Raw genomic sequence first — 3,855 nt, forward strand, 5'->3', positions numbered from 1 at the left:
ATAGCCGATGTCGAGCCGGCCCGCGAGGATGGCGTCCTGCTGCGCGGCCGGCGCCATCTCGTGCAGGTCGAGCGTCACCTCCGGCCATGCCGCATGAAACGCGATCAGGTCGTCGGACAGCCGCCCGCTTCGTCGCGGTGTCGTGGCGCGACCTCGCGCTGTCGATCGGCCCCACCGTGCTGCTCGCCGTCGCGGCCGTCTGGCTCGCGGTCAAGCTGATCCAGCCGGCACCACCGTCCACGCTGGTGATCTCGTCCGGGCCGCCCGGCAGCACCTACTGGAACGCCGCGCAGAAATACAAGACGATCCTCGCGAAGAACGGCGTCACGCTCGACGTCCAGTCGTCCGAAGGGTCCGCCCAGAACCTCGCGCGGCTGTCGAACCCGAACGCGCCGGTCGACGTCGGCTTCGTGCAGAGCGGCATCGGCCCGAAGGAGCGCGACGAACACCTCGTGTCGCTCGGCAGCATCGGCTACGTGCCGCTTGCGATCATGTATCGCGGCCCGGTCGTCGCGCGCCTGTCCGACTTCAAGGGCAAGCGGCTCGCGCTCGGGGCGGAAGGCAGCGGCGCGCGCGAGCTGAGCCTCGCGCTGCTGAAGATGAACGGCATCGTGCCGGGCGGCACGACCGAACTGCTGCCGACCGCCGGCGAGGACGCGGCCACCGCGCTGCTCGACGGCAAGATCGACGCGGCCTTCCTGTCCGGCGACTCGACGCAGATCCCGGTGATGGCGAAGCTGTTCCGCGCGCCGGGCGTGCACGTGTATTCGTTCACGCAGGCCGAGGCGTACGCGCGGCGCTTTCCGTACCTGACCGCGATCACGCTGCCGATGGGCGTCTACGATCTCGGTCAGAATCTCCCGCCTGCCGACATCCACACGGTCGCGCCGACCATTGAGCTCGTCGCGCGCGACTCGCTGCACCCCGCGCTGTCCGACCTGCTGATCGAGGCCGCACGCGAGGTGCACGGCCACGCGACGATCCTGCAGCACGCGGGCGAATTCCCGTCGCCCGTCACGCGCGGCTTCCAGCTCTCCGACGACGCCGCGCGCTACTACAAATCAGGGAAGACCTTCCTGTACCGGCGGCTGCCGTTCTGGGTCGCGAGCCTCGTCGACCGGCTGCTCGTCGTGGTCGTGCCGCTGATCGTCGTGCTGATCCCGGGGCTGCGCCTCGTGCCGTCGCTGTACGGCTGGCGCGTGCGCTCGCGCATCTATCGCTGGTACGGCGCGCTGATCGCGCTCGAGCGCAGCGCGCTCGGCGAGCACACGGCCGAGGAGCGCGTGCAGTTGCTCGACGAGCTCGACGACATCGAGGAAGCCGTGAACCGGATGAAGATGCCGCTGGCGTATGCCGGGCAGTTCTACGTGCTGCGCGAGCACATCGGCTTCGTGCGCGAACGGCTCACCGCGCACGACCACGATGCGCCGGCAGGCCCGCCCGGCGCGGGCGACGCACCGCCTGAGCGTGCCGGGGCCGCGCCGCCGCCGGCCGGCGATCCCCCTCGGGCGACTCCCGGTTCCGCGTGAGCGGACGATCCGCGATCATTGCCGCATGCGCGTGCCGCCGCGTAACATGGAGGCCGCCGCCAGGCGCCGCACGCCCCACCCACTGGAGATCGACATGACAACCGGCCTCGATACCGCCCAGCCTGCCTGGTTCTTCGACTTCGTGTCGCCGTTCTCCTACCTGCTCCTCGAACAGCATGACAAGTGGCCCGACGTGCCGTTCGAACCCGTCGCCGTGTCGCTGCCCGACCTGCAGCGTCACTGGGGGCAGCGCTCCGGCGCCGACGTGCCGGCCAAGCGCGTGTTCACGTACCGTCACGCGCTGTTCCGCGCGGAGCAGCTCGGCATCCGCTTCAAGATGCCGCCCGCGCACCCGTTCGAATCGGACAAGCTGCTGCGCCTCGCGATCGCGCTGCGCGCCGATATCGCGACCGTGCGGGAGATATTCCGCTTCATCTGGCGCGACGGCAACGATCCGTCGACGCCGGAAGGTTTCGCGGCACTGTGCGAGCGCGTCGGCGTCGGTCATGGCGACGAGCTGATCGAATTCGAGGAGACCACCGCGCAACTGGCCCGCAACAATGCCGATGCGATCGCGCTCGGCGTGTTCGGCGTGCCGACGTTCTGGATGAACCAGCAGCTGTTCTGGGGCGAGGACGCGCTGCCGATGGTGCTGTATTGCGCACGCACGCCGAACTGGCTCGAATCGCGCGAGGTCAAGCGGATCAGCACGCTGCCGAAGGGCCGGGTGTGATGGCCGGTATCACGCACGCCAACGCGCGGCTGCGGTAAGGTTACGCTTCACCCGAATCACCCCCTACGATGGAAGACGACGACCGTACCGCCTCGCTCGATATCTGGCTCGTGCGCGTGTTGCGCACGCTGCTGCTCGAGCGCAGCGTCACGCAGGCCGCGCTGCGGCTGAACCAGACCCAGCCCGCGATCAGCACCGCGCTGCGCAAGCTGCGCGAGACGCTGAACGACCCGATCCTCGTGCGCGGCAAATCCGGGATGGTGCCGACCGAATACGGCGCGTCGCTGCTCGAGGCCGCGCAGCGCGCGCTGCGCGAGGTCGACTTCATCGCGACGCCGCATGGCGACTTCGATCCGTCGTCCGCACGGCGCACGTTCCGCGTCGCCGCGCCCGATTACCTGAACGATTTCTTCATGCCGACGCTGATCGAGCGCTTTCGCGACGCGGCGCCGCATGCCCATCTGGAAATCGATTCGCTCAATCCCGCACTCGATCACGCGGGCGCGCTCGAATCGGGCGCGCTCGATCTCGTGATCGGCAACTGGCCGAAGCCCGACCCGCAGTTCGCGCGTCAGGACCTGTTCTCCGACACGATCGTGTGCCTGATGCGCGATGCGCACCCGCTCGCGCGCGTGCCGCTCACGCGCGAAGCGTACGCGTCGGCCGCGCACGTCGCGCCAACGCCATACACCGGCGACAAGCGCAATGCGATCGAGATCGGCCTCGCGCGCGCGCGCCTCACGCGGCGCATCGTGACGACGCTGCCGTACTTCGGGATCGTGCCGCAGGTGCTGCTGCAGTCGGACCTGATCTTCACGACGACGCGCCGCTTCGCGACGCACTACGCGCAGTTGCTGCCGCTCGTGGTCGTCACGCCGCCCGTGCCGTTCCCGCGCATCAAGAGCTACCTGCTCACGCATCCGCAGCCCGACCGCCCGACCGACATCGCGTGGCTGTGCGCGCTGATGCAGAGCGTGTCCGACGAGTTGACGGTGCCCCGCAGCCGCAAGCGCTGAGCCGCGGCACAGAACGGGGCGCGGCCGCTCAGGCCGTGCAGAAGGTTTCCTGCAGATGGGTCCAGCGCACGACGCCCGCCGCGTCGCGCTCGAACACGGCGGTTGCACGGCGCGCGGGCAGTTCGCCCGAGGCCGCGTGCTGCGCCTCGAGATAGGTGACGGTCGCATGCGACGCGTCGGCCGCGAGCACGCGAGTGTCCGACAGCGTGATGCGCAGCCCCGGCTTCGCGCCGGCGAGCTTCGCGAACAGCGCGCGCGTACCGTCATGATCGACCTCGCGGCCGTCGGTCAGGATCATCGTGAATTCGGCGGAAAACGCGGCGAGCAGCGCATCAAGCGCCTCGGGCGCGGTATCGACGCCGGACAGCCAGCGCTCGATGGCGCCAAGGCTCGCATCGAGCGTGTCGAGATAAACCTGATGATCGGACATGGTAGGTGCACGGTAAGGCGCGGCCCGGTGCCGCGCGTCGTCGTGCAGTGTATGCAAAATCGCGCGGCCTTGCGCTGGCCGCGCGGTGCTACCGCGCGCAGGACACGTCGTCGCGCGCACGCCCCGCTGCGGCGGCCTTCGCGTCGG

Annotated in this window: 4 protein-coding genes; 3 read left to right on the plus strand and 1 reads right to left on the minus strand. The window is 69.6% G+C overall.

What is annotated here, in order from left to right; translation table 11 throughout:
* Positions 1-86 precede the first annotated feature (86 nt).
* The 3 genes from G3N93_RS35950 (at position 87) to G3N93_RS35960 (ending at position 3,278) form a co-directional block, all read left to right on the plus strand.
* Complete coding sequence (locus G3N93_RS35950) at positions 87-1,529, plus strand: TAXI family TRAP transporter solute-binding subunit (RefSeq protein ID WP_206135137.1); 1,443 nt, start codon at positions 87-89, stop codon at positions 1,527-1,529.
* Between the two features lie 94 nt (positions 1,530-1,623).
* Positions 1,624-2,262, plus strand: coding sequence for a 2-hydroxychromene-2-carboxylate isomerase (locus tag G3N93_RS35955; RefSeq protein WP_174939406.1), 639 nt, complete (start codon positions 1,624-1,626; stop codon positions 2,260-2,262).
* 68 nt (positions 2,263-2,330) lie between these two features.
* The gene (locus tag G3N93_RS35960) at positions 2,331-3,278 is read left to right on the plus strand and encodes a LysR family transcriptional regulator (RefSeq protein WP_043189348.1); all 948 of its coding nucleotides are present in this window, start codon (positions 2,331-2,333) and stop codon (positions 3,276-3,278) included.
* A 28-nt stretch (positions 3,279-3,306) separates the two neighbouring features.
* Here G3N93_RS35960 and G3N93_RS35965 read toward each other — a convergent pair whose 3' ends face one another.
* Positions 3,307-3,708: a nuclear transport factor 2 family protein gene (locus G3N93_RS35965; RefSeq protein WP_174939405.1), complete on the minus strand. Its 402-nt coding sequence runs from the start codon at positions 3,706-3,708 to the stop codon at positions 3,307-3,309.
* Positions 3,709-3,855: the final 147 nt, after the last annotated feature.

It is taken from the genome of Burkholderia sp. Se-20378, from assembly GCF_017104665.1.
Lineage (GTDB): Bacteria > Pseudomonadota > Gammaproteobacteria > Burkholderiales > Burkholderiaceae > Burkholderia > Burkholderia lata.

What these genes read in the sequence shown, in the direction of transcription:
- G3N93_RS35950 (WP_206135137.1), top strand. Translation starts at nt 87, where the DNA reads ATGCCGCATGAAACGCGATCAGGTCGTCGGACAGCCGCCCGCTTCGTC.
- G3N93_RS35955 (WP_174939406.1), top strand. Translation starts at nt 1,624, where the DNA reads ATGACAACCGGCCTCGATACCGCCCAGCCTGCCTGGTTCTTCGACTTC.
- G3N93_RS35960 (WP_043189348.1), top strand. Translation starts at nt 2,331, where the DNA reads ATGGAAGACGACGACCGTACCGCCTCGCTCGATATCTGGCTCGTGCGC.
- G3N93_RS35965 (WP_174939405.1), bottom strand. Translation starts at nt 3,708, where the DNA reads ATGTCCGATCATCAGGTTTATCTCGACACGCTCGATGCGAGCCTTGGC.